This window comes from Pseudomonas sp. E45-MNA-CIBAN-0222 (assembly GCF_040310405.1).
GTDB lineage: Bacteria > Pseudomonadota > Gammaproteobacteria > Pseudomonadales > Pseudomonadaceae > Stutzerimonas > Stutzerimonas stutzeri_AC.
The window spans coordinates 334,700-357,428 of the sequence record NZ_JBEOPU010000001.1; the positions used below are offsets into that span (position 1 = coordinate 334,700).

Annotated in this window: 18 protein-coding genes and 1 tRNA gene; 13 read left to right on the forward strand and 6 right to left on the reverse strand. The window is 60.0% G+C overall.

Annotated elements, in window-relative coordinates; genetic code table 11:
• The first annotated feature begins 93 nt into the window (after positions 1–93).
• From ercA to AAEZ08_RS01510, 6 genes are all read left to right on the forward strand, one after another.
• Positions 94–1,257, forward strand: coding sequence for an alcohol dehydrogenase-like regulatory protein ErcA (ercA, locus tag AAEZ08_RS01485; RefSeq protein WP_500123592.1), 1,164 nt, complete (start codon positions 94–96; stop codon positions 1,255–1,257).
• Positions 1,241–2,941, forward strand: coding sequence for a PAS domain-containing hybrid sensor histidine kinase/response regulator (locus AAEZ08_RS01490; protein ID WP_427701938.1), 1,701 nt, complete (start codon positions 1,241–1,243; stop codon positions 2,939–2,941). The genes ercA and AAEZ08_RS01490 overlap by 17 nt, the downstream gene beginning before the upstream one ends.
• Positions 2,942–2,991: 50 nt before the next feature.
• The gene (locus AAEZ08_RS01495) at positions 2,992–3,336 is read left to right on the forward strand and encodes a hypothetical protein (RefSeq protein ID WP_500123593.1); all 345 of its coding nucleotides are present in this window, start codon (positions 2,992–2,994) and stop codon (positions 3,334–3,336) included.
• A 90-nt stretch (positions 3,337–3,426) separates the two neighbouring features.
• A complete protein-coding gene (locus tag AAEZ08_RS01500) occupies positions 3,427–4,680 on the forward strand; it encodes a TolC family protein (protein ID WP_500123594.1) in 1,254 nt (417 codons plus the stop codon).
• Positions 4,677–6,164, forward strand: a complete 1,488-nt coding sequence (locus AAEZ08_RS01505; protein ID WP_500123595.1) for an efflux RND transporter periplasmic adaptor subunit — start codon at positions 4,677–4,679, stop codon at positions 6,162–6,164. Before AAEZ08_RS01500 ends, AAEZ08_RS01505 begins: the two co-directional genes overlap by 4 nt.
• Positions 6,161–9,283: an efflux RND transporter permease subunit gene (locus AAEZ08_RS01510; protein ID WP_500123596.1), complete on the forward strand. Its 3,123-nt coding sequence runs from the start codon at positions 6,161–6,163 to the stop codon at positions 9,281–9,283. Before AAEZ08_RS01505 ends, AAEZ08_RS01510 begins: the two co-directional genes overlap by 4 nt.
• Before the next feature lie 18 nt (positions 9,284–9,301).
• On the opposite strand, the gene AAEZ08_RS01515 is transcribed toward AAEZ08_RS01510, so the two are convergent.
• Positions 9,302–10,018, reverse strand: coding sequence for a hypothetical protein (locus tag AAEZ08_RS01515; RefSeq protein ID WP_058065883.1), 717 nt, complete (start codon positions 10,016–10,018; stop codon positions 9,302–9,304).
• Between the two features lie 207 nt (positions 10,019–10,225).
• On the opposite strand from AAEZ08_RS01515, the gene gacA reads away from it, so the two are divergent.
• The 5 genes from gacA to AAEZ08_RS01540 all read left to right on the forward strand — a co-directional run bounded on the left by gacA (position 10,226) and on the right by AAEZ08_RS01540 (position 15,598).
• Positions 10,226–10,870: a response regulator transcription factor GacA gene (gene gacA, locus AAEZ08_RS01520; protein ID WP_003284948.1), complete on the forward strand. Its 645-nt coding sequence runs from the start codon at positions 10,226–10,228 to the stop codon at positions 10,868–10,870.
• Complete coding sequence (gene uvrC / locus AAEZ08_RS01525; RefSeq protein WP_427701943.1) at positions 10,870–12,693, forward strand: excinuclease ABC subunit UvrC; 1,824 nt, start codon at positions 10,870–10,872, stop codon at positions 12,691–12,693. The genes gacA and uvrC overlap by 1 nt, the downstream gene beginning before the upstream one ends.
• Before the next feature lie 33 nt (positions 12,694–12,726).
• On the forward strand, positions 12,727–13,284 hold the full coding sequence (gene pgsA / locus AAEZ08_RS01530) for a CDP-diacylglycerol--glycerol-3-phosphate 3-phosphatidyltransferase (protein WP_003284952.1): 558 nt from the start codon (positions 12,727–12,729) through the stop codon (positions 13,282–13,284).
• Between the two features lie 68 nt (positions 13,285–13,352).
• A tRNA-Gly gene (locus AAEZ08_RS01535) sits at positions 13,353–13,428 on the forward strand.
• Between the two features lie 226 nt (positions 13,429–13,654).
• Complete coding sequence (locus AAEZ08_RS01540) at positions 13,655–15,598, forward strand: tyrosine-type recombinase/integrase (protein WP_009876631.1); 1,944 nt, start codon at positions 13,655–13,657, stop codon at positions 15,596–15,598.
• 37 nt (positions 15,599–15,635) lie between these two features.
• Here the strand turns inward: AAEZ08_RS01540 and AAEZ08_RS01545 are convergent, their stop codons facing one another.
• Both AAEZ08_RS01545 and AAEZ08_RS01550 read right to left on the reverse strand, forming a co-directional pair.
• Positions 15,636–16,604 (reverse strand): Dyp-type peroxidase, encoded by a 969-nt coding sequence (locus AAEZ08_RS01545; protein WP_020924940.1) that lies wholly within the window; start codon positions 16,602–16,604, stop codon positions 15,636–15,638.
• A gap of 118 nt (positions 16,605–16,722) precedes the next feature.
• On the reverse strand, positions 16,723–17,538 hold the full coding sequence (locus AAEZ08_RS01550; protein ID WP_017514781.1) for a substrate-binding domain-containing protein: 816 nt from the start codon (positions 17,536–17,538) through the stop codon (positions 16,723–16,725).
• Between AAEZ08_RS01550 and AAEZ08_RS01555 the strand changes: the two genes are divergently transcribed.
• A complete protein-coding gene (locus AAEZ08_RS01555; RefSeq protein ID WP_009459591.1) occupies positions 17,496–17,789 on the forward strand; it encodes a helix-turn-helix domain-containing protein in 294 nt (97 codons plus the stop codon). The two genes, AAEZ08_RS01550 and AAEZ08_RS01555, sit on opposite strands and share 43 nt — an antisense overlap.
• A gap of 22 nt (positions 17,790–17,811) precedes the next feature.
• On the opposite strand, the gene AAEZ08_RS01560 is transcribed toward AAEZ08_RS01555, so the two are convergent.
• The 3 genes from AAEZ08_RS01560 to AAEZ08_RS01570 form a co-directional block, all read right to left on the reverse strand.
• Positions 17,812–18,702, reverse strand: coding sequence for a LysR family transcriptional regulator (locus AAEZ08_RS01560; protein ID WP_023103878.1), 891 nt, complete (start codon positions 18,700–18,702; stop codon positions 17,812–17,814).
• Positions 18,703–19,185: 483 nt separating this feature from the next.
• Entirely contained in the window at positions 19,186–20,400 is a 1,215-nt protein-coding gene (locus AAEZ08_RS01565) for a glutathione-independent formaldehyde dehydrogenase (protein ID WP_023093406.1), read from the reverse strand.
• A 466-nt stretch (positions 20,401–20,866) separates the two neighbouring features.
• Positions 20,867–21,808, reverse strand: a complete 942-nt coding sequence (locus AAEZ08_RS01570; RefSeq protein WP_060765353.1) for a LysR family transcriptional regulator — start codon at positions 21,806–21,808, stop codon at positions 20,867–20,869.
• 484 nt (positions 21,809–22,292) lie between these two features.
• Here AAEZ08_RS01570 and AAEZ08_RS01575 point away from each other — a divergent pair, with 484 nt between their 5' ends.
• On the forward strand, positions 22,293–22,724 hold the full coding sequence (locus AAEZ08_RS01575) for a DUF488 domain-containing protein (protein WP_023835768.1): 432 nt from the start codon (positions 22,293–22,295) through the stop codon (positions 22,722–22,724).
• Positions 22,725–22,729: the final 5 nt, after the last annotated feature.

Below are 22,729 nucleotides of genomic sequence, written 5' to 3' on the forward strand. Positions count from 1 at the left end.
ACGCGCCATCCATTAGCATTAGGCGCATTGCTTTACCCGAGCAATGCAGTAGGCTTGCGCCCGTTGTTACAAAAAATAAAAAAGGCCGCAGTCATGAGCCCGAATATCAGCCTCCAGCGCAAATTCGTCTCCCCGGAAATCATCTTTGGGGCGGGCTGCCGCCATAGTGTCGGCACCTGCGCCGCCAACTTTGGTGCGCGAAAGGTGCTGGTGGTGTCCGACCCAGGCGTCGTCAAGGCTGGCTGGGTGGCGGACGTGCGGGCAAGCCTTGATCGGCAGAATATTGAGCACTGCCTATTCACTGGCGTTTCCCCAAATCCTCGCTGCGAAGAGGTGATGCTCGGCGCCGAGCTGTATCGCAGCGAAGGCTGCAACGTGATCGTCGCAGTCGGTGGTGGCAGTCCGATGGATTGCGCCAAGGGCATCGGCATCGTCGCTGCTCACGGGCGGCATATTTATGAATTCGAAGGAGTAGACACCCTTCGCGTGCCCAGCCCGCCGCTGATTCTGATTCCGACTACCGCCGGCACCTCGGCGGATGTCTCGCAGTTCGTGATCATTTCCAATCAGCAAGAGCGGATGAAGTTCTCCATCGTCAGCAAGGCAGCCGTGCCGGATGTCTCGCTGATCGATCCGGAAACCACCCTGAGCATGGACCCATTCCTTTCCGCCTGTACGGGCATCGATGCGCTGGTGCATGCCATCGAGGCCTTCGTTTCGACTGGCCACGGCCCGCTGACCGACCCCCATGCCCTGGAAGCCATGCGGCTGATCAATGGCAATCTCGTACAGATGATCGCCAATCCGGCCGATATCGCCCTGCGCGAACAGATCATGCTCGGCAGCATGCAGGCAGGGCTAGCCTTCTCCAACGCGATTCTCGGCGCGGTGCATGCCATGTCCCACAGCCTCGGCGGCTACCTCGACCTGCCCCATGGTGTCTGCAACGCCGTGCTGGTCGAACATGTGGTGGCATTCAACTACGACGCGGCCCCGGAACGGTATCGCAAGGTTGCGGAGACTCTGGGGGTCGACCCACGCGGATTGAACCACCGGCAAGTGCGCGAGCGGCTGATGCAGCACCTAATCGACCTCAAACAGCAGATCGGTTTCCGCGAAACGCTGAGCCTGCACGGCGTTAACCTTTCCGATATACCTTTCCTCTCGCAACATGCGATGCAGGACCCCTGCATCCTGACCAATCCACGCTCGTCGACGCAGCGGGACGTCGAGGTCGTCTATGCCGAAGCCCTCTGATGACCAGCATCAGGCCCTGACGCAACTGCTCGGTTTTGGCAGTCATTCCGCGCGCAAAAGTCACTATCCGGAACTGGTGGCACGCCTGGAAGAACTGGAGGGCGAGCGTAATCGCTACAAATGGCTGTTCGAGCACGCCGTGCACGGCATTTTTCAGGCCAGCCTCCATGAAGGCATTCGAGCCGCCAATCCCGCCTTGGCGCGCATGCTCAATTACGAAACCCCGGAAGAGGCGCTATGGGCGCTGACCGATCTGTCCCATCATCTGTTCATCGGCGGCGAGGAGGAGCTGCGGCAGATCCGCCATACCTTGAGCCAGCAGCATGGCTTGTTCGGCTACGAGACGCGCCTGCGCCGCAAGGACGGCAGCGCCATCTACGTGATCATGAACCTGCTGCTCAAGCCGGACGAAGATGGCCTGGTGGAGGGCTTCGTCGCTGACGTGACCGAGCGCAAACTGGCGCAGTTGCGCCTGTTGCAGCTCAACGAAGAACTCGAGCAACGCGTCGCCGAGCGCACCTGTGAACTGCGCCAAGCCCGCGACGCTGCCGAGGCAGCTAACCTGAGCAAAGACAAGTACCTCGCCGCGGCCAGCCACGACCTGCTGCAGCCGCTCAATGCCGCACGGCTGCTGATCTCGACCTTGCGCGAACGACAACTGCCGCAGAACGAGCTGCATCTGGTCGAACGGGCCCACCAGGCCCTGGAAGGTGCCGAAGACCTGCTGACCGATCTGCTCGATATTTCCAAGCTCGATCAGGCCGCGATCAAACCGGACATCGATATCTATTCGCTGGACGATGTGCTGCTGCCGCTGGTGTCGGAGTTCCAGTCGGTCGCTGCAGCCGCGGGGTTGCAGTTGAAGCACTACATTCCGCGAGTCGCCATCAAGACCGATTTCCGCCTGTTGACGCGAATCCTGCGAAATTTCCTCAGCAATGCCTGCCGTTATACCGATCAGGGCTCTGTACTGGTGGGTGCGCGCATGCGCGCCGGGGCGCTGCGTATCGAGGTCTGGGACACCGGTCGGGGCATTCCTGAGGAGGAGCTGGGTTCGATCTTTCTCGAATTCAATCAGCTCGGGATCGGCCGATCCGCGAAACGCAGTGGGGTAGGGCTGGGGCTGGCCATTGTCGACCGTATTGCCAGCATGCTCGGCTACCAGGTGCTGGTACGCTCTAAGCCGGGGCGGGGTTCGGTGTTCAGCATCGATGTACCGCTGGCCGAAGCGATGCCCCGCGAGCGGGTTGCGGCTCCAGCGATCGTGCCGCAACTGGGCGATCCGCTGCCTGGGCGGCGCCTGCTGGTGATCGACAACGAGGAGAGCATCCTGCTCAGTATGGCTGCCTTGCTCGAACAGTGGGGCTGCACGGTGGTGACTGCCATCGATGAGCAAAGCGCAATGACGGCGCTGGATGGAGTTGCGCCGGACGCGATCCTCGCCGATTACCATCTGGATCACGGGCTGACCGGCTGGGACGTCGTGCTCGCGGTGCGAGCACGCTTCAACCAGGCGCTGCCGGTGGTGATGATCACCGCCGATCGCAGCGACCAATGCCGCCAGCAACTGCAGGGCTGCGGCGTGCCGGTGCTGAACAAGCCGGTCAAGCCCGGCAAGATGCGTTCGGTCCTCAGTCATCTGCTCGGGGAGAATGGCGGGGCGGGTGGGTCAGGTGCGGGCTGACACGATTTCGATCAAGTTTTACGCGCACCATGCTCGCTAGACTGCTTGCCATGAAAGCCTATCTGCGTCTTTTACTCGTTCTGCTGATCAGTCTGGCGCTCCCCGTGACCGGGATGGCGGCGCTAGAGCTGAGCGCAGAGCCGTGCCAGATGCAGAGCGCGACGCAAACGTCCGAGCACATCGGACATCTGCCGGTCGTTGAGGACGATGACGCCCACTCGCATGAGGACAACCCGCTTTGCGAAAGCGGCCACCAATGCAAGACCGGTAGCCTGTTGCAGGCTGCTCTGGCCAAACCCGGTTTGATCGCTGCGCTGGCGCCACTCTCAGTGCACTACCCTGAGTTCTATCCCATCCGCTCAAACGCCGATGTCTGGCGGCCCCCGCGTAACTGATTCCATCGCTGACCTGACTCGCCCCACGTTCATGCGTTGAGGCGCTGTAGGCATGCCGTTGCGGCATGCAGGAAACCGAGGAATCTCATCATGCTCTCCCGACTTATAGACATGTGCCGGCCGCTCTTTGCCTTGGCGCTCTTCACCGTGTTCGGTTTGCCCAACGCTGCCGCGGGCCTGACGTTCGACGATGCCCTGAGCCTTGCGCAGCAGCAGGCGCCTTCGCTACGTGCCGAGGCGTCCCGGCTGCAAGCGGCACGCAGCGAGGCCGTCGCCGCTGGCCAACTACCTGACCCCAAATTGCTGCTGGGCCTGCAGAACCTGCCCATCGAGGGAGCCGAACGTTGGAGCCTCAACGACGACGGCATGACGATGCGCATGGTCGGCGTGATGCAGGAAATGCCGAATCGCGACAAGCGTAAGGCGCGCACCGACGTGGCCCGGGCAGCCGTGGACCGCGCAGGTGCCTCGCAAGAGGTGGAAGCCCTCAAGGTCCACCTGGCGACTGCACAAGCGTGGATAGCCACGCACGCCGTGGAGCGCAAAATCCGACTATTCGATGAACTGTTTGAAGAGAACCGCCTGCTCGCCGAAGCGGTGCGGGCACGCATCGCTGGCGGACGTGGCCAATTGACCGAGAGCGTCTCAGCGAAACAGCAGGCAGCGCTGCTGGCTGAGCGCCAGGACGAGCTGGAGCAGCAACGTCGCCAAGCTCGTGCGGCGCTGGTGCGCTGGGTCGGCAATGAGGGTAATCAACCCCTGCTTGGCGATCTGCCCAGCTGGGCAATCGCTCGTGAGCATCTGGCGCAGCGGGTGGCCAAGCACCCGCAACTGACCGCCTATGCGCCGATGGCTCGGGAGGCGCAAGCCCGCATCCGTGAAGCAACCGCCGAGAAGCAGGTCGACTGGAGTTGGGAGGTCAGCTACCTCAAGCGCGGCCGCGAGTACGGCGACATGGTCAACCTGCAGTTCAGCTTCGATCTACCGGTGTTTCAGCGTTCGCGCCAGAACCCTCGGATCGCGGCTCGCTATGCCGAACTCGACCAATTGGAAGCCGAGCGTGAAGCCATCGCTCGTGAGTTCGTAGAGCTATTGGACGTCGAGCTGGCCGAGCTGGACCGTCTGCAGCGGGCGCACAAGCGAAACGCCAAAGTACTGCTGCCACTTGGCCAGGAAAAAGTGGAATTGGCCATGGCCGGTTATCGCGCGGGGACTGGCGAACTGGATGCAGTGCTGACGGCGCGTAACGAGCTGATCGAAACCCGCCTTAAACACATTGACCTTGAAGGTCTGGTAGCCACCGCCGCCGCACGCCTGCACCTCGCATACGGAGACGCCAAATGAGCCGGATCATTCTTGCAAGCATCACTCTCGGCATAACAGCGCTGATCGGGGCAGGTAGTGGCTACTGGCTGGCCAGCACAGGCGGCCACAGCGCCGACGATCACACGGCAAAAACGGTCGAGCGCGAAGCTGAGGTCCTGTACTGGTACGACCCGATGGTGCCGCAGCATCGTTTCGATAAACCGGGCAAGTCGCCATTCATGGATATGGACCTGGTGCCACGCTATGCCAATGAAGACGGCGACGTCGCTGCCATCAGTATCGATGCAGGTGTCACGCAGAATCTCGGCGTTCGCCTGGCGAGCGTCAGCCTGGGGCGGCTGGCAAACCAGGTTGAAGCGGTCGGCGTGCTTGAGTACAACGCGCGTGATGTAGCGGTGGTCCAGGCGCGGGCCGGGGGCTTCGTCGAACGCGTGTATCGGCATGCTCCAGGGGACCTGCTGAACAAAGGCGCACCGCTGGCTGACTTGCTGATTCCCGAGTGGACGGCGGCCCAGGAGGAATACCTAGCCCTAAAACGCATCGGCGAGCCGGCACTTCTGGAGGCTGCACGACAGCGTTTACGTCTGACTGGCATGCCAGCAGCGACCATCAGCCAGCTCGAGCGCGGTGGCAAGGCCAATGCATCTGTCACCATTTCCACACCTATCGCCGGCGTACTGCAGGAGCTGGACGTGCGCGAAGGTATGACGCTTGCGGCCGGTGCGCCGTTGGCGCGCATCAACGGCCTGGACAGCGTCTGGCTGGAAGTGGCGGTGCCAGAGGCGCAAAGCCAGGGTATCCGTGTTGGCCAGCGAACCACCGCACGGTTGCCGGCGCTGCCGGGGCAGCTCGTCGAGGGTGAAATCACCGCGGTACTACCGGAAGCCAACGCCACAAGCCGCACTCTGCGTGTACGCGTCCAGCTGCCCAACCCGAACGGACTGCTGCGCCCAGGATTGACGGCTCAGGCCAGCTTGACCGATGGCGACAATACGCCGGTTCTGCTGATTCCCAGCGAGGCCGTGATTCGCACCGGCCGCCGTACCCTGGTCATGCTGGCTGAGCCCGGCGGACGTTATCGCCCGGTCGAAGTCGAAACGGGGCGCGAGAACGACAGCCAGACCGCAGTTCTTCGTGGCCTGGAGGAAGGCCAGCAGGTGGTCGCGTCCGGGCAATTCCTGCTGGATTCGGAAGCCAACCTGCGTGGCATCGTCGCGGCACCTGCCACCAGCGATACGGCGCACAGCCACGACCACGTTCAGGCGACCCCAGCGCTGCATGAGTCCGAAGGTCGTGTCCTCGCGCTGAGCGAGTTCCGCGTGAAGATCGCCCACGGTCCTTTCCATACGCTCGGGATGCCCGGCATGACCATGAGTTTTGCGGTGGCCAATGCAGCGTTACTACAGGGTATCCAGCCCGAAGATCGGGTTCGCTTTGCCGTACGGGAAACCGATGAGGGACTGTTGATAGAACAAATCAAGGTTCAGGAGAAGCAGCCATGATCGCCGCCCTGATTCGCTGGTCTGTTCTCAACCGCTTTCTGGTATTGCTGGCGACATTGCTGATGACTGCCGTGGGCATCTGGGCGGTGCGCACTACGCCGATAGACGCACTACCGGATCTGTCCGACGTACAGGTGATCATCCGTACTCCCTACCCGGGACAGGCGCCACAGATCGTCGAAAATCAGGTGACCTACCCGCTGACCACCACCATGCTCTCGGTGCCTGGGGCAAAGACGGTGCGCGGCTATTCGTTCTTCGGCGATAGCTTCGTCTACGTACTGTTCGAGGACGGCACCGATCTGTACTGGGCGCGCTCGCGAGTGCTGGAGTACCTGAGCCAGGTGCAAAGCCGGCTGCCGGCCGGTGCCAAGCCATCCCTTGGGCCGGATGCCACCGGCGTCGGCTGGATCTACCAGTACGCGCTGGTCGACCGCACCGGCACGCACGACCTCGCGCAACTGCGCAGCCTGCAGGACTGGTTCCTCAAGTACGAACTGATCACGCTGCCGAACGTGGCCGAGGTGGCAACCATCGGTGGCATGGTCAAGCAGTACCAGGTCGTGCTCGATCCACTGAAGATGGCCAGCCTTGCCGTCACCCAGGCGCAGGTCATCGAGGCCATTGGCATGGCCAACCAGGAGACCGGCGGCGCGGTACTCGAACTGGCCGAAACCGAGTACATGGTTCGCGCGTCCGGCTACCTGCAGACGCTCGGTGACTTTCGTCAGATTCCACTGCAGCTCAGCGCCAGGGGCGTACCAGTCACGCTGGGCGATGTGGCACATATTCAGCTCGGCCCGGAAATGCGCCGGGGCATTGCTGAACTCGACGGTGAAGGGGAGACGGTCGGCGGGGTCGTAATCCTGCGCAGTGGCAAGAACGCGCGGGAAACCCTGGCCGCCGTGCACGCCAAACTCGAGGAGCTGAAAAGCAGCCTGCCTGAGGGTGTCGAGATCGTCACCACCTACGATCGCAGTGAGCTGATCGACCGGGCGGTGGAGAACCTCAGCTTCAAGCTGCTGGAGGAATTCGTCGTCGTCGCGCTGGTGTGCGGCATCTTCCTCTGGCACCTGCGGTCCTCCCTGGTGGCGATCGTTTCGCTGCCCATCGGCATACTCATCGCCTTCGTCGTTATGCGTTACCAAGGCATCAACGCCAACATCATGTCGCTCGGCGGTATTGCCATCGCCATCGGTGCAATGGTCGACGCCGCGGTGGTGATGATCGAGAACGCCCACAAGAAGGCTGAGGCCTGGCGCCACGCCAACCCCGGCAAGGCACTGGAGGGTGAAGAGCACTGGCAAGTCATGACCAGCGCGGCGGAGGAGGTGGGACCAGCCCTGTTCTTCTGCCTGCTGATCATCACGCTGTCGTTCATTCCGGTGTTCACCCTCGAAGCGCAGGAAGGTCGCCTGTTCGGCCCGCTGGCCTTTACCAAGACCTATGCCATGGCCGCCGCTGCCGGGCTTTCAGTGACCCTGGTACCGGTGCTGATGGGCTACTGGATTCGGGGCAAGCTGCCGGACGAGGCGCGCAATCCGCTCAACCGCGGGTTGATACGGGTCTATCGCCCTGCGCTTAATGCAGTGCTGGATCACCCGAAATCAACCATTGCCGTAGCCGTTTTGATCCTGGCTACCACGCTGTGGCCGATGTCGCGTCTGGGCGGCGAGTTCCTGCCGCCGATGGATGAGGGCGATCTGCTCTATATGCCATCGGCACTGCCGGGGCTGTCTGCGCAGAAAGCGGCTCAGCTATTGCAGCAAACCGATCGCATGATCCGCACGGTTCCAGAAGTCGAAACAGTATTTGGCAAAGCCGGGCGTGCCGAGTCGGCTACCGATCCAGCGCCGCTGGAAATGTTCGAAACCACCATTCGCTTCAAGCCGCGTGAGCAATGGCGCGCCGGCATGACGCCGGAAAAACTGGTCGACGAGCTGGACCGGGCTGTGCAGGTCCCGGGGCTGACCAATATCTGGATTCCGCCGATCCGCAATCGCATCGACATGCTGGCCACGGGCATCAAGAGCCCGATCGGAGTGAAAATAGCCGGCGCCAATCTGGAGGAGATCGACCGCATCAGCCAGCAGGTCGAGGCCGTCGCGAAAAAGGTTCCCGGCGTTAGCTCGGCGCTGGCCGAGCGCCTCGTCGGCGGACGTTATATCGATATCGATATCAATCGTCAGGATGCCGCACGCTATGGGCTGAACATTGCCGATGTCCAGTCGATCGTCTCCAGCGCCATCGGCGGCGAAACCATAGGTGAAACCGTCGAGGGTCTGGCACGTTACCCCATCAGCGTGCGTTACCCACGCGAATGGCGCGATACGCCACAGGCGCTGGAACGGCTGCCGATCCTCACGCCACAGGGTAGCCAGATTACTCTGGGCAGCGTCGCGCGGGTGCGCGTCAGCGACGGCCCGCCGATGCTGCGCAGCGAGAATGCGCGGCTGGCCGGCTGGGTCTATGTCGACGTGCGCGGCCGCGATATCGCCTCTGTGGTGGCTGATCTGCGCAAGGCGGTCAGTGCCGATGTCACATTGCTGGCGGGGATGAGCCTGGCGTATTCGGGCCAATTCGAATTTCTCGAACGTGCCAACGAGCGACTCAAGCTGGTGGTACCTGCCACGCTGCTGATCATTTTCGTCCTGCTCTATCTGACTTTCAGCCGATTGGACGAAGCCGTACTGATCATGCTGACACTGCCGTTCGCGCTTACTGGCGGCGTCTGGTTTCTCTATCTGATGGGCTACAACCTGTCGGTGGCAACCGGTGTCGGCTTTATTGCGCTGGCAGGTGTCGCTGCGGAGTTCGGCGTAATCATGTTGCTCTATTTGAAGAACGCCTGGACCGAGCAGCAGCGTGACGGGCTGAGTGACGAAGCAGCGCTGTGCGACGCTATCCGCGAAGGCGCCGTGCAACGGGTACGCCCCAAGGCGATGACTGTTGCTGTGATTGTCGCCGGTCTATTGCCGATCCTGCTGGGCGCAGGTACTGGCAGCGAGGTGATGAGCCGCATAGCCGCACCGATGGTCGGCGGTATGCTGAGCGCGCCGCTGCTGTCGCTGTTCGTGATCCCGGCAGCTTATCGATTGATGCGCAGGCCAAAGGAATGAGCCATGGGGTCGCGCCGGCTACATCAACAATAGAAGGAACGAGTAGCCGAGCGACCCGAGCAGGAATGCACCAAAGCGGCTGTTACGTTCCGACGGCAGCTCTTCCTTGAGTACGTTGAGGATGATTGCTCCGGCGATGAACGCAGTGACTGCTGATACGCCTAGCTCGGACAGCTCGATGATTGCGCCGAACGCCCAGCCGACCAGCGTAGAGCCTGCCAGTATCCAGCGACCGCGTTGAGCGAACAGACGCTGATGGTCGTGCTGAAGAGCCACGTCATTGACCATGAAGTGCAGCGACATGGCCACGGTGTACCAGATCAATTCCAGCTCCTGGCCTGGGTCGCGGTTGGCGAGGATATAGCCAATCAGAGCGTTGTAGCCCGCGAATGCACCAATGTGCAGCCAGAACACGCTGGCGTGGGAGGGTTCACCGTCAGACCGCTCACTGCGGTGCTGCTTGATCAGCCGCTCCAACCCATAGAAGGAGGCCAGCCCGATCAACGCCAGCAGATAAGCGTGGTGTTCCAGGTAGCGCAACGGGTGGAACCCGCTATCCTCCATCACCTTCTGCCCGTGAGCCAGCTCAGGGAGCAGATGAACGAATACGTAGGCGACGGCAACGCCACCGGCCGCGGATAACCAGCGGCTGCGCGGCAACTGGTGCAGCTCGCTCAGCCTTCCAGCCAGCACGTGCGTGACCGTCAGCAGCAGTGCGGCGATGAATGTGAGCATGGGATACCTGAGGGAATAGCCATCAAATCTGTGACTTTGGCCATCCGTCGGCGTTCAGCATGCAGTTCGTCGGTTGGCGGGTCGGAGTCATGATCTCGATCAGTTAGCCGCGTCTTGATCGGCCAGGTCGATGATTTTTTTGATAGAGTTCGCTCCTGAAAAAGCGAGCAGCCAGCCAGCTTTTAGTACGGTCAATGAGGTGTCTGCTTGATTAGGGTGCTGGTGGTCGATGACCACGATCTGGTTCGCACAGGCATCAGCCGCATGTTGGCGGATATCTCCGGACTGCAGGTGATAGGCCAGGCGGACTCCGGCGAAGACGCCATTCGCAAGGCTCGGGAGCTCAAGCCCGACGTCGTCCTGATGGACGTGAAGATGCCCGGCATCGGTGGCCTCGAGGCGACCCGAAAACTGCTGCGCAGCTATCCCGACCTGAAGGTCATTGCCGTGACCATCTGTGAAGAAGACCCTTTCCCGACTCGCCTTCTGCAAGCCGGTGCAGCCGGCTACCTGACCAAAGGTGCTGCGCTGGAAGAAATGGTTCAGGCCATTCGCATGGTGTTTGGCGGCCAGCGTTACATCAGCCCGCAGATCGCCCAGCAGCTGGCGCTTAAATCTTTCCAGCCGCAGCTCAGCGAATCACCGTTCGACTTGCTCTCCGAGCGGGAAATCCAAATCGCGCTGATGATTGCCAACTGCCAAAAAGTACAAAGCATCTCCGACAAGCTCTGTCTGTCACCGAAAACGGTCAACACCTACCGTTACCGCATCTTTGAAAAGCTGTCGATTACCAGTGATGTCGAGCTTGCCCTGCTGGCGGTTCGCCACGGGATGGTCGACACCGTCAACTAATGACAGAAACCTTCGACTCATCTGCGTTCCTGGCGGCCTGCAGCGGCCGTCCAGGCGTGTATCGCATGTTCGATGCACAAGCCAAGCTGCTTTACGTCGGCAAGGCCAAGAATCTCAAGAAGCGTCTGGCCAGCTATTTCCGCAAGACGGGGCAGGCACCGAAGACCGCCGCCCTGGTGGCCAAGATCGCCCAGGTCGAAACCACGATCACTGCGAACGAGACCGAAGCGCTGCTGCTAGAGCAGACCCTGATCAAGCAATGGCGGCCGCCTTACAACATTCTGCTGCGAGACGATAAGTCCTACCCCTATGTATTCCTGTCAGCCGGTGAATTTCCACGATTGAGCATTCATCGTGGCGCGAAGAAGGAGCCCGGACGCTACTTCGGCCCCTATCCGAGCGCCGGCGCTATCCGCGAAAGCCTGAGCCTGCTGCAGAAGGCATTCTTCGTGCGCCAATGCGAAGACAGCTACTACCGCAACCGCACGCGGCCCTGCCTGCAGTACCAGATCAAGCGCTGTAAGGCGCCTTGCGTAAAGCTGGTTGACCCAGTCGAGTACGCCGAAGATGTACGCCATTCGGTGATGTTCCTCGAAGGCCGCAGCAATGCACTGTCTGAAGAACTCTCGCGCAATATGGAAAAAGCGGCGGCAAGCCTCGACTTCGAGCGCGCCGCCGAAATCCGCGATCAAATGGCCATTCTGCGCCGGGTTCAGGATCAACAAAGCATGGAAGGCGGCACCGGTGACGTGGATATCGTTGCGGCGGTGGTGAGCCCTGGCGGGGCCTGCGTGCATCTGATCACCGTACGGGGCGGTCGCGTGCTGGGGAGCAAGAACTTCTTCCCGCAAGTGGCGATAGAGGAAAGCGTCAGCGAGGTGTTGCAGGCGTTTCTTGAGCAATATTACCTCGGCGCTACCGAACGCGATTTGCCGGGGGAGTTGATCGTAAACGCTGTGCACGAAGACTTCCCTACGTTGATCAACGCCATCGCTGAATTGCGCAGCTTCGATCTGACGATTACTCACCGCGTGCGTGGTACGCGTGCTCGCTGGCAGCAGCTGGCGCTGACCAACGCCGAACAGGCGATGTCCGCACGCCTGGCCAATCGTCAGCATCTGTCCGCACGCTTCGAGGCACTGGCTGAAGCGCTGGACCTCGATGAGCCGCCAATGCGCCTGGAGTGCTTCGATATCAGCCATTCCAGCGGTGAGGCAACAGTGGCGTCCTGCGTTGTCTTTGGCCCGGAGGGCCCGCTGAAATCCGACTACCGACGCTACAACATCGAGGGCGTCACCGCAGGTGATGACTATGCGGCGATGCATCAGGCGCTGTCCCGACGTTTTCGCAAGGCGGCCGAAGGGGAGGGCAAACTACCGGATATATTGCTGGTCGATGGCGGCAAAGGTCAGCTCAACATGGCACGCGAGGTGCTCGAAGAGCTGGCCGTGCCGGAATTGATCCTGCTCGGGGTGGCCAAGGGCGTGACCCGCAAGCCAGGACTTGAAACGCTCTACCTCAATGATGCGGCCCACGAGTTCACGCTTCCGGCAGACTCACCGGCACTGCACCTCATCCAGCAAGTACGCGATGAGGCTCACCGGTTCGCCATTACCGGTCACCGCGCCCGACGCGGGAAAACGCGGCGAACATCGACGCTGGAGGGTGTCCCAGGCATCGGCCCGAAGCGCCGGCGCGAACTGCTTACGCATTTTGGCGGTCTTCAGGAACTGTGCAGAGCCAGCCTCGACGAGATCGCCAAGGCTCCCGGCATCAGCAAAAAGCTCGCTGAGTCGATTTATGCGGCTCTACACAGTGAGTAAACTGTCCCCGAATTCCGCCGATCAGTGGTACCGATGAATATCCCGAACCTGCTCACCGTTCTACGCGTGCTGCTGATACCCATCTTCATTTTGCTTTTCTATCTCCCTTTTTACTGGAGCTATCTGGCCGCAAGCGCGGTATTCACCGTGGCAGCGCTGACTGACTGGCTCGATGGCTACCTGGCGCGGCGCTTGGAGCAGAGCACGCCATTCGGTGCGTTTCTCGACCCAGTTGCGGACAAGCTGATGGTGGCCGTAGCGTTGGTGCTACTGGTTGAAGAGCATGGGAATCTCTGGCTGACGTTGCCGGCGGCCATCATCATCGGTCGCGAAATCGTGGTTTCCGCATTGCGCGAGTGGATGGCGGAGCTGGGTGCCCGAGCGCAAGTGGCAGTGTCGAATCTGGGCAAGTGGAAGACTGCCGCGCAGATGGTCGCACTGGTGGTGCTGCTGGCTAACCCGCCACAACCGACGGTCTGGGTCGGCATGGGCTATGCGCTGTTGATCGTCGCTGCGGGTCTGACGCTGTGGTCGATGATCAATTACCTGATGGCCGCCTGGCCGCACTTGAGTCCTACCGAAAAGAAATAAAAACTTTTTTAATCAAAGGGTTGACGGCAGCATTCGATCGTATAAAATGGCGCCCGTCACCAAGACATGCGGGAATAGCTCAGTTGGTAGAGCACGACCTTGCCAAGGTCGGGGTCGCGAGTTCGAGTCTCGTTTCCCGCTCCAAATTTTGATCCACAGACTTCTACTGGGGTCTGTAGGTCATTGAAAAAAGGAGCTTCGGCTCCTTTTTTCATTCCAGCGAGTGCCACGGAAATCCACCCACAGCTACCGTTTTTGAGTGACCAAATAAGGCACAAGAATACGGGTGGGTCGGCTACCGGATAGTTGCTGGGGCTGAGCGGGGACCATGACGAGCATAGGGCCTAAGTCATTACTTAGGAGTCTCGAAATGGCGCTCTCTGATCTGACCGTCCGGCAGGCGAAGACCACCGGAAAACGCTACACCCTCTCCGACAACGACTGCCTGGGCCTGATGGTCTCAGCCGCAGGCGGCAAGTCATGGCAATTCCGCTACTACTGGCTGGGCAAGCAAAAGCGCCTGTGCCTGGGCGGCTATCCTGCTCTCAGCCTGCGCGAGGCCCGGATCGAGCGAGACAAGGCCCAGGCCCTGCTCGCCAGGGGGATCGATCCTCAGGTCGAGCGCGACCAGAAACGGCACGCGGCCAAGCTGGCGGGCGAATACACCTTCAAGACCGTCTTCGATGCCTGGGTCGAGCATCGCCGCAAGGAACTCAAGGAAGGCCGTCAAAGCACGCTGTCGCAGATCCTGCGCATCTTCAACAAGGACGTGTTGCCCACCCTGGGAAGAATGTCGATCTACGACATTCGCCGCCCCCAACTCCTGGGCGTCTTGGCGGCGATCGAGAAACGCAAGGCGTTCACCACCGCCGAGAAGGTCCGCACCTGGTTCAACCAGTTGTTCCGCTATGCCCTGGTCATTGCCGAGGGGTTGGAAGTCAACCCGGCCGCCGACCTGGACGTGGTGGCAGAGCCCAAGCCCCCCGTAGCCCACAATCCCTACCTGCACCTGCCCGAGATGCCCGAGTTCCTCCAGAAGCTCCGGCTCTACAACCCCCGTGGCTGGCAGACCCAGCTTGGCGTCCGGCTGCTGTTCCTGACCGGGGTGCGCACCGGCGAACTGCGATTGGCCGAACCCGAACAGTTCGACCTCGACAGGGGCTTGTGGATCATCCCACCGCAGATCGTCAAGCAGCTCCAGGATGAAATGCGCAAGGCAGGGAAGCGGCCGCAGGATGTGCCCCCCTATATCGTGCCGCTATCCCTGCAGGCCATCGAGATCGTGCGCTATCTCCTGGGGGTGATGCGGCCGGCGCAGAAGTACTTGCTGTCACACCGCAGCGAACTCAAGAAGCGCATCAGCGAGAACACCCTCAACAAGGCCGTGCAGCTCATGGGCTATGAGGGGCGCCTGACCGGCCACGGCATCCGCGGCACTATCTCGACGGCGCTCAACGAGATTGGCTACCCGAAGATTTGGGTGGACGCGCAGCTTTCCCATTCCGACCCCAACAAGGTGAGTTCGTCCTACAACCACGCCAAGTACGTTGAGCCGCGCCGTCGGATGATGCAGGACTGGGCCGATCGGCTCGACCTGCTCGAACAGGGCGAAGTGGAAGCCGCGAGCGCGCATCTGACCATCCGTATCGACGGGGTGCCGGCGATGGCAGAAGTGGAGGAAGCGGTGGATGCGACCCTCGCGATGGCCGAGCCCACTCCTCCCGGCGTCCCGCCCGTCGTGGCCACGCCTATTGTCGTAACCCCGAGCAACGGCGGCATCACGTTCCAGCGGCTGTCTCAGGTACCGCCGCCTCCGACGCATGCCCCAGAGCCGGAAGTGTCCGCGATCCAGCGCGAGCGCGAGGAAATGCTGACCATCTACGAGTCTCCAAGCAGCTTGCCGGTCCCGCTGTTCGGCAAGCTGGCCGGAAAGTCCAAGGACCAGATCAACCGCGAACTGAAAGCGGGCAAGTTGCTGTCCATCAGTTTGGGCAATCGGGGGCAGCGTGTTCCCGATTGGCAACTGGTGCCGCTCAAGCACAAGCTGGCCCAGGTGCTCATGAACCAGTGCCCGCACGCGGATTCGTGGGATCTGTACCGCATGCTGACCCAGCCGCACCCTGACCTGGGGGACCGCGCGGCCATTGATGCGGTCACGCCGACCAACGTGCCGGCGATCATCCAGGTCATCATGGGCGACTACCAGCACTATGCGGATATGCCCGAGGCCATTGCCCCGTACCCCATCCCCGAGGATGTGCGGCAAAGCGTTCGTCGGCTGGTGGATAGCGCAGTAGTTCTAGACGGAGCATAGGGCTCTCAAACCTTGCAGGGGCCTTGCGGCCCCTGCATTACGCTTGCACCGCCTCCACGAGTTCGCTCAGCGTGCGCGGTGCGGGAGCGAAGAACACGGCGCCGGTGTGCGCCGTCGAGAAATCGAGCAGGCGGTCGTGCATGCCTGGCGGATCGCCGAGGAACATGCGCTCCAGCATCTTCTGCGTCACCCACAGATGCCTGGAGTAGCCGATGAAGTAGGTGCCATATTCGCCCTGGCCGGGGCGGCCGAAGGGCATGTTGTCGCGCAGGATGTCGTGCTCGGTGCCGTCGTCGTCCACGATCGTGGCGAGGGTCTTGTGCGATTTCTGGCCGCTCGTCGCGTCGGGCAATTCGACATTGCTGACGATCTCCCGGCCGATGATCCGCTCTTGCTCGTCCTTGGCGAGCCGAGCCCACGGCTGCATTTGGTGCAGATACTTCTGCACCACCAAGTAGCTGCCGCCGGCGAACGCCTGATCTTCACTGCCGACCAGCGTCGAGGCGCCGATGTCGTGCCCGGTCGGGTTGGCCGTGCCATCGACAAAGCCAAGCAGGTCGCGGGAGTCGAAGTAGCGAAAACCGACCACCTCGTCGGCCACCGTCACGCTGCTGCCCAGTTGGTCCAGCAGCAGGCGCTCGAATTCAAAACAGAGGTCCTCGCGTTCGGCACGGATGTGAAAGAACAGGTCGCCGGGCGTGGCAGGCGCGGTGTGCTTGGCACCCTCGATGGGCACGAAGGGCCGTAGTTCCTTCGGGCGCTTCCCGGTCTGGAAACGGTCCCATAGCGCCGATCCCAGTGCAGTGATGCACGACAGCCGGCCGTTGAGATCGCGGAAGCCCACCGTTTTGATCAGGTCGTCCAGCCCGTCCAAGACGCCGGCGACCGCCTGAAGGGCCTCGTGGCCCTCGGCGACTGTCAACGTGAGAAACACCGCCGCGCGCGACAGCGGCGCATCGATGCTTTGCGAGTCAATTGGTACTCGATCCCAACCACTTCCAACCATTCGTGCCTCCAAAGACCATGTTAATTCATCATATTGCCAGAGATGGAAGCGCTATCACTGGCGCGCTAACAGGCGCGTGCCGCTGCAATTACCCGCACGCAGCCTCGGCGAGAGCGGGCTATGGGGTATTCGAGCAAGCCGCCCTGTCCCTGGCAACCAACATTGCCCTGTGCTCGAACCGCTCAGAAACAACATTGGCTCGTCCGTGGGGCCGCTGCAGATATGTCACGATCTCGTAGGGGCCGTCTGAAAGCGGTCGCATAGTGATCCCCCACGCATGGGCACGCTCAATGCGCGATTGCGCGGAGAGCCCCACTCCGTAGCCAGCGGTCACCCAAAGCGCCATCATCTCGAACGAAGTCACGTGCTGAATGCTCTGCTGGCTCAACGGAAGAAAGGACAGTCGCTGATCCAGCAGTAGGCAAGCCTCCGCCGGCCAGCGAAACACCGGATAGTCCAGAAGCTCGGCAAGCGTGATCTTCGCCTGGGCAACTAAGGGGGACCCCAGCGGCACTGCAACAGCCACGTTCTCCACCCAGAGCGGTTGGCTTTTCACGGCCGGAGCACCAGCGTTCCGAAGCGTCATTCCAGCGTCGTAGCGGCCTTCCTCAAGGCCCGTCAACAGATCATCGGCTGAGGTCTCAAAGAACGTGATGGTGACTTCTGGTTCCTCCGCGCGCTGTAGGGCAAGAAGCGTTGTGAGGCAAGAGGATGGCACTCCGGGCGCGATAGCAAGCCTGAAATGGGAAAACTGGCTGGTGGCGTCATGCATGAGGGCCCCCAATAAGCGATCTGTCCAGAAAGGCAAACCAGCGTTGCAGGAAAGAGTGAAGTTTAACGTCGTTATCTTTAACGTGGTTAATTGTGGCAGATTGTTTGACGCTTCTGCTAATGCAGAAATCAACAATTCAGCCAGGCCGTCCTTCTGGCACATCGACGTATGAATCCGAGTCGGCGTTAGCCTTCGGACAGGCCGTGCGCGCTGCGCGCGTCGCTCAAGGAGTCGCGCAAGACGAGTTCGCATCTCGGGCAAGCATTTCGCGTTCTCACATGGGTAAGATCGAGCGTGGTGAGCACGTGCCCACGCTTCCGCTCATACTGAAAATTTCTACGGCACTTGGAATAAGCGCGGCTGACCTGATGACGGCGACCGAACGCAATCTGCGTGCCGACACTGATCCCTGAGTGTCTAGCCTGCCAGGCTCCGTCAACCGTCCGAAGAGTCGCGAAGGCGAACGATAAATCGCTCCACCGAAGCCGATAAATTGCCGCCGTCGGGCCGAAGCAGGTAGGTGGTGATCACGGCAGAATCCATCGCCAAGGGGCGGATCACCACATCCGGCCGTTGGGAGATGGGAATCTTGGTCGCCGTCATGAAGCCGATGCCGTAGCCGGCGCCGACCAACGTGAGCATCATGTCCAGCGAGGACACTTCCTCGACAACATTCAGCTTGTGCTCCAACGTGTTGAGCAGCCGCTTGAGTTCGCGGCAATAGCCCTCGCATACCTGCGGGTCGCACAGGACAAGTGGATGGCCTTGAAGTTCTTGAAGTGGCACCTCCTTGTAGGTGAGCAATGAGTGACGAGCTGGCACCGCAATCACCAGCGGGTCGTGCCAGATTGGTTCGGCAGCGATACCGTCGCCGACATCGCCCGTGTGCGCGAACCCGATCATGAAGTCGCCCGAACGCAAGCCACGCACTTGCTCTGCCAGAGGCACTTCTGACAAGCGTATTTCGATCTCCGGCTCCTCGGCGCGGCAACGAGCCAGAAATGCCGACAGCCGTGGATCGATAGCCCCATCTGATACAGCGATGCGCAGGCTACCGCGCAAGCCCGATGCCACAGCCTTGGCATTTTCACGAGCCTGTTCCAGCACTGTGAATAGACGGCGAACATCTTGCAAGAAGACCGCGCCCGCCGCCGTTAGAACTGTTCCTCGTCGGTTTCGGTCGAAGAGCACTACGCCCAACTCGTCCTCAAGTTCCTTGATGGCTCGTGATAGCGGTGGTTGTTCGATATGCAGGCGCTCAGCCGCCCGCGTGAAATGTAGCTCCTCAGCAAGAACTACGAAGCAGCGAAGATGGCGCAGCTCCATAGGCCACCCTCCCGTTCCGACTTATCCAACACTGTGCTATCTCCCTATAGAAGTGACTGCCATTCTGGCGGCGGCGAGTTCGGCCACATCATTGGAAACTTCTGGCTGAATGAGCCAGGGCTGGGTTGACCGTGCGATGGCCCGAGGCAGGCACAACACCAGGCGAGCCTGTCAAGTCCGTGGGGTGATAAGGATCAGACGAAGGCTATCTCCAGCCACGCACGTCAATGGATGCCGTGCATCGTCCCCGTCTGACCCTTGGCCGATTGCGAACCAAGCGCTTGAACACGCTTGCGGTTGATCATCACCTGCGGATTGCTGAGGCTCTGCTCCTGGTCCGAGCCAAGGCAAGTACCCTGGGGCAGACGGCAAATGCCGGCGAAAATATTCGCCGGCTCCAGTTGCTGCCCGGAGACTGGCGGGACCAGAATGCCTCTCACCAGAAAGTGTGAGACATCCTGATGCTTAGCCCGCGCCGGATGCTTAATGCCGCACTGAACCATGCGGGTCGATGACGTACTTGTATGCAGAACCCGCGTCGAACTCTTTGTACGCGGCGGGCGCGTCTTCGAGCTTGATGAACTTAGTGTTCATCATCGGCGAAAGGTAAGGCATGCGATCGTTCAGTATCGCCCGCATTAACGCGTGGTTGTAGTTGGCCGTCGGAGATTGACCAGCCGACATTCGCGGCGACTTGATCCAGGCGTTGGACCATTCCAGATCCATATGGCCTTTCTTGGCTTTCGGGTCTTTCGAGATCGGGTTTGCGCAGTACACACCGACCGTACTGGTCATTCCGCCGAAGCGGACATATTTGAGCATTGCGTTGGTAACAGCGCTCTCCACGATCTTGTCAGCCTCCGCGCCAAACCCGCGGCAGTCCACACCAACATAGTCGATGACGCGATCCACCTCCCTGTGCCCGGTAATGCGTTCGAGATGCTCCTCGATCGGCACGCCGTCGGAAAGGTTGATGGTTTCCACGCCGTGTGGCTTGAGAAGGTCCAGCCGCTCTTGAATGTAATCGGCAACGATGATGGCGCCTGCACCCAGAAGTCTGGCGCAGGCGGCACCCGCTCTGCCGACCGGCCCGGCACCGAAGATCAGGATGTTTTCGCCGACGACGTAGGCCGGCGCGGCTGGCCAGTCTGGGCCAGCGAACCCATGGAAAGCTGTGGGTAATACGTCAGAGAGAAGGGTCAGGTCGCGGATTTTTTCCATGGCGGCATCCTTGTCAGGGAAGCGAAGGAGATTGAAATCCGCATACGGTACGAAGAGATAATCACCTTGCCCCCCCGTCCAGCCACCGAGGTTGAACCCGTAGGCTCCGCAGTCGATTTCGGGGTTGGTGTTCTCGCATACATCGGAGCGCATATGCTTGCAGTTGTAGCAACGCCCACACCCCACATTGAAGGGAACGGAAACGATGTCGCCCTTCTTCACGACTTCGACGTCTGATCCCACTTCGATCACTTCGCCGGTCATTTCATGGCCCATGGTCATTCCCTTGGGAACAGCAAACGAACCGCGATAAATGTGAAGGTCGCTGCCACAGATATTTGTGGTAACTATTTTGAGGATAGCGCCATGGGGTGCGCTTTTCCCTTGAGGGGTTATCAGCTCTGGAAATTTGAAGGTGTTGACCTTCATTTCCAAGGGCTTCTCGAAAGTCACGATTCGGTTACCGGTCGGAGTCATTTCGTCACCTCTGTGCGTTAATGTTTCCATCTTCTAAATCGAAGTGGGAAACGAAATTTACCGCTGTCAAGAAGAACGATCGTGGTATTGCCTAGCCGTTGGTCGCGTCTCCTTCTGCGGTCTTGACAGCATCGGATCAAGCTCAGAAGTGGTCAAACTGGAATAATCTATGTGCAGATAGGCACGATCTATCTACGCGGGATCGTCGAGCCGTGCTCGTCTCCTAGCCGGGAGAGGGCAACGATCATCGCTACATCGCGCCTCCTAGCTTGATCTAGGAACAGTCAGCTCGACCCAGCGAGACATGAGGAGGCCGCATGCAGCAGGTACTCCTGCCCCCCGAGTTGCCCCTGGACCTAGTGGCCTTCGATGGGTTGCTCAGCACGTGGCGCCTGTTAGCGGCGCACACGGCATGCCTGCAATCTTCGCCTGGTTGAAGCAATACAGAGTTGCTCTTCAAGACTCGCTATTTCAGGGGGCTTTGAGATGAGTCTGCTTTGGGCTGGAACCGACGATGGATCGATATAACGGATTGAAGAGTGGCGGCGAGTTCGGGGGTGTGCACCATTTCGAGCAATGCACGCGATGACGGTGCCTCGAACGCATTTTTCCCAGCAACGAATCCGACATTTGAGTGCGACATTGGTCCATTGATTGCGATTGCGTGGAGATTTGGAATGTGCGCGAGTTGGCCGGCGAGAGATTGCGGAAGAACTGCCGAATATTTTCCTGTCGCCACGTGTGCCGATAGCACGTCAATTGAATCAGTGCGAATAGTCTGCGCGGTACATTGCATCAGCCTATCTTGAATGGGTTCAGGTACTGCCGAGTTCAGCACGCAGAGTTGTCTATTGAGAACATGGTCCCACGTTGTGCTTCGGGGTTGCTGTGTTCTCGCGGCGTGAAAAAGGAAAATGCGTTCACGGTACAGAAGGTGAGTATCGAAGTCTTCCCCTGGGATATCCTCCAAATGCATGAGTGCGATATCCAAATTGTTTTCTCGAATCGCCTGTAGCAGGGAAGAAGCGCCGGAAACCAGAACTGATTGTTGAAGTAAGGGTGTTTTTTCAGCAAGGGCGATGCTTAATGTGGGCGCTACACCGGCAGTTCCTGGGAGTATCCCTAGCCGGAATTGCCCCTCTATACCTCGCCGTAGTGCGGAGAGTTCTCGCTCCAGCCCTTTGCAGACGTCATACATCTGCTGAGCCCAAGACAGTACGCGCATCCCTTCAGAAGTGAGGCCGTCATAGCGTCGGCCATGACGCACGATCTCGACACCCATGTCTTCCTCCAATTGCTTAATGCCCGCGGAGAGTGTCGGCTGAGAAACATTGCAGCTTTTGGCCGCGTTGCCAAAATGGCCTTCACGGTGCAAAGCAAGCAAGTATTCAAAGTTTCTTACGATCATATATTTTCTTCTGATAAAGTTGATTGGATTTTATACTTTCACGAAAAACCCTGCGCACGCTTCGATCCGCGTCCAACCTTGGGCACGTAGCTGGCACGCATGAAAGGCTGCCGCGCGCAGTGTCCATACAGTAGGTTCGACTCGTCATCGACGGTCAGCACCACAACGCACGGGACAGCCAATAGCGCGAACACAGGTGCTTTGCGCTGTGGGCGAGTCGTCCTCATGTAGCTTAGCAGTTGGCGCGTTCTGGAAGGGAGTAAGCGTGAGTGGTGAGGCACGCAACCGCAAAAGGCGGTGCTAAGCTCTTGAGCTGTTCGGGTCGTGGCCGTTGAAGCGGCGAGAGAATGGAGCCTGCCATGGCCGTTGTGGCGCAGCTAGTACACCATGCCCCCAGCGTTTCCTTAGCTGCGATTGACGGGCATGCCTGGCGGTAGCTCAATAACAGCCATTTATGGATGAAGGAACGAGGGGAATAAGGCAGATGAAGATATTCACGATTGGATTCACTAAGACCTCCGCGCGGTCCTTCTTCACCAAGTTAAGTGCTTCTGGTGCCAAGCGCCTTGTCGATGTTCGCCTGAATAATGTTTCGCAATTGGCCGGATTCGCTAAACGCGAGGATCTTCGATATTTTTCCGAGGCGTTGTGTGGGATGGAATATGAACATCTACCAGCACTTGCTCCAACCAAAGACATGTTCGAGGAATATAAAATAAAAGGGGGAGATTGGGATATCTACGCCAGTAAATTTCTGGATTTAATGTCGTCCCGAAAGATTGAGTCAATCGATAAAGAAAAGATTGATAACAGTTGCCTGCTTTGCAGCGAAGACAAGCCCCATCACTGCCATCGGAGGCTAGTGGCCGAGTACCTTGCAGGCAAATGGCCGAATGTTGAGATCGTGCATCTTTAGAGGGG

Excerpts from the sequence above, each read along its gene's own strand:
- ercA (WP_500123592.1), top strand. The coding sequence starts at position 94 with ATGAGCCCGAATATCAGCCTCCAGCGCAAATTCGTCTCCCCGGAAATC.
- AAEZ08_RS01490 (WP_427701938.1), top strand. The coding sequence starts at position 1,241 with ATGCCGAAGCCCTCTGATGACCAGCATCAGGCCCTGACGCAACTGCTC.
- AAEZ08_RS01495 (WP_500123593.1), top strand. The coding sequence starts at position 2,992 with ATGAAAGCCTATCTGCGTCTTTTACTCGTTCTGCTGATCAGTCTGGCG.
- AAEZ08_RS01500 (WP_500123594.1), top strand. The coding sequence starts at position 3,427 with ATGCTCTCCCGACTTATAGACATGTGCCGGCCGCTCTTTGCCTTGGCG.
- AAEZ08_RS01505 (WP_500123595.1), top strand. The coding sequence starts at position 4,677 with ATGAGCCGGATCATTCTTGCAAGCATCACTCTCGGCATAACAGCGCTG.
- AAEZ08_RS01510 (WP_500123596.1), top strand. The coding sequence starts at position 6,161 with ATGATCGCCGCCCTGATTCGCTGGTCTGTTCTCAACCGCTTTCTGGTA.
- AAEZ08_RS01515 (WP_058065883.1), bottom strand. The coding sequence starts at position 10,018 with ATGCTCACATTCATCGCCGCACTGCTGCTGACGGTCACGCACGTGCTG.
- uvrC (WP_427701943.1), top strand. The coding sequence starts at position 10,870 with ATGACAGAAACCTTCGACTCATCTGCGTTCCTGGCGGCCTGCAGCGGC.
- pgsA (WP_003284952.1), top strand. The coding sequence starts at position 12,727 with ATGAATATCCCGAACCTGCTCACCGTTCTACGCGTGCTGCTGATACCC.
- AAEZ08_RS01540 (WP_009876631.1), top strand. The coding sequence starts at position 13,655 with ATGGCGCTCTCTGATCTGACCGTCCGGCAGGCGAAGACCACCGGAAAA.
- AAEZ08_RS01545 (WP_020924940.1), bottom strand. The coding sequence starts at position 16,604 with ATGGTTGGAAGTGGTTGGGATCGAGTACCAATTGACTCGCAAAGCATC.
- AAEZ08_RS01555 (WP_009459591.1), top strand. The coding sequence starts at position 17,496 with ATGCAGAAATCAACAATTCAGCCAGGCCGTCCTTCTGGCACATCGACG.
- AAEZ08_RS01550 (WP_017514781.1), bottom strand. The coding sequence starts at position 17,538 with ATGTGCCAGAAGGACGGCCTGGCTGAATTGTTGATTTCTGCATTAGCA.
- AAEZ08_RS01560 (WP_023103878.1), bottom strand. The coding sequence starts at position 18,702 with ATGGAGCTGCGCCATCTTCGCTGCTTCGTAGTTCTTGCTGAGGAGCTA.
- AAEZ08_RS01565 (WP_023093406.1), bottom strand. The coding sequence starts at position 20,400 with ATGACTCCGACCGGTAACCGAATCGTGACTTTCGAGAAGCCCTTGGAA.
- AAEZ08_RS01570 (WP_060765353.1), bottom strand. The coding sequence starts at position 21,808 with ATGATCGTAAGAAACTTTGAATACTTGCTTGCTTTGCACCGTGAAGGC.
- AAEZ08_RS01575 (WP_023835768.1), top strand. The coding sequence starts at position 22,293 with ATGAAGATATTCACGATTGGATTCACTAAGACCTCCGCGCGGTCCTTC.